The 542-nt window shown below is 62.0% G+C and carries 1 tRNA gene and 2 rRNA genes; all 3 read left to right on the forward strand.

Features of this window, described 5'->3' with window-relative positions:
* A 16S ribosomal RNA gene (locus ACQUQ1_RS22585) occupies positions 1-73 on the forward strand; the annotation flags it as partial.
* A gap of 105 nt (positions 74-178) precedes the next feature.
* Positions 179-250 (forward strand) — tRNA-Ala (locus ACQUQ1_RS22590).
* Between the two features lie 211 nt (positions 251-461).
* Positions 462-542, forward strand: a 23S ribosomal RNA gene (locus ACQUQ1_RS22595); the annotation flags it as partial.

Genomic DNA, 542 nt, shown 5'->3' on the forward strand with positions numbered 1-542 from the left:
AATCTGGGCTTCGCAAGGGGGCTTAAGTCGTAACAAGGTAGCCGTAGGGGAATCTGCGGCTGGATCACCTCCACAGATCGAGACCAGGGCGACGCCCTGGTTCACCTTTCGGTCCGTTCCCGACGCCGATCGGGCACCTTCGAACTATCGAGGCTCGCTTACACCCCCGACCGGGGGTGGGCCCATAGCTCAGTGGTAGAGTGCCTCCTTTGCAAGGAGGATGCCCTGGGTTCGAATCCCAGTGGGTCCATGTCTTCGGGGTCGTCGCGAACCGTGCGCCTTATATGGCGGACGGCGTTACGACGACTCCCGACGCAAGACCGATGCACCATCCCGCGAGAGCGGGGATGGGAAGGGTCGAGCACGCTCCCGTGCCACCCACGGGACGTGCGATGACGACCGTATGTACGTGCAATCCAGACGTCCACTGGACCCGTTCACCGGGTCACAGTGTACCATCAGTCAATTGGCTACTGTGCCAGCTGGTGAATGGCTCGGCTCGAGAGCCGACGACGGACGTGCCAAGCTGCGATAAGCCGTAG

It is taken from the genome of Halobaculum sp. EA56 (assembly GCF_051195075.1).
Classification (GTDB): domain Archaea; phylum Halobacteriota; class Halobacteria; order Halobacteriales; family Haloferacaceae; genus Halobaculum.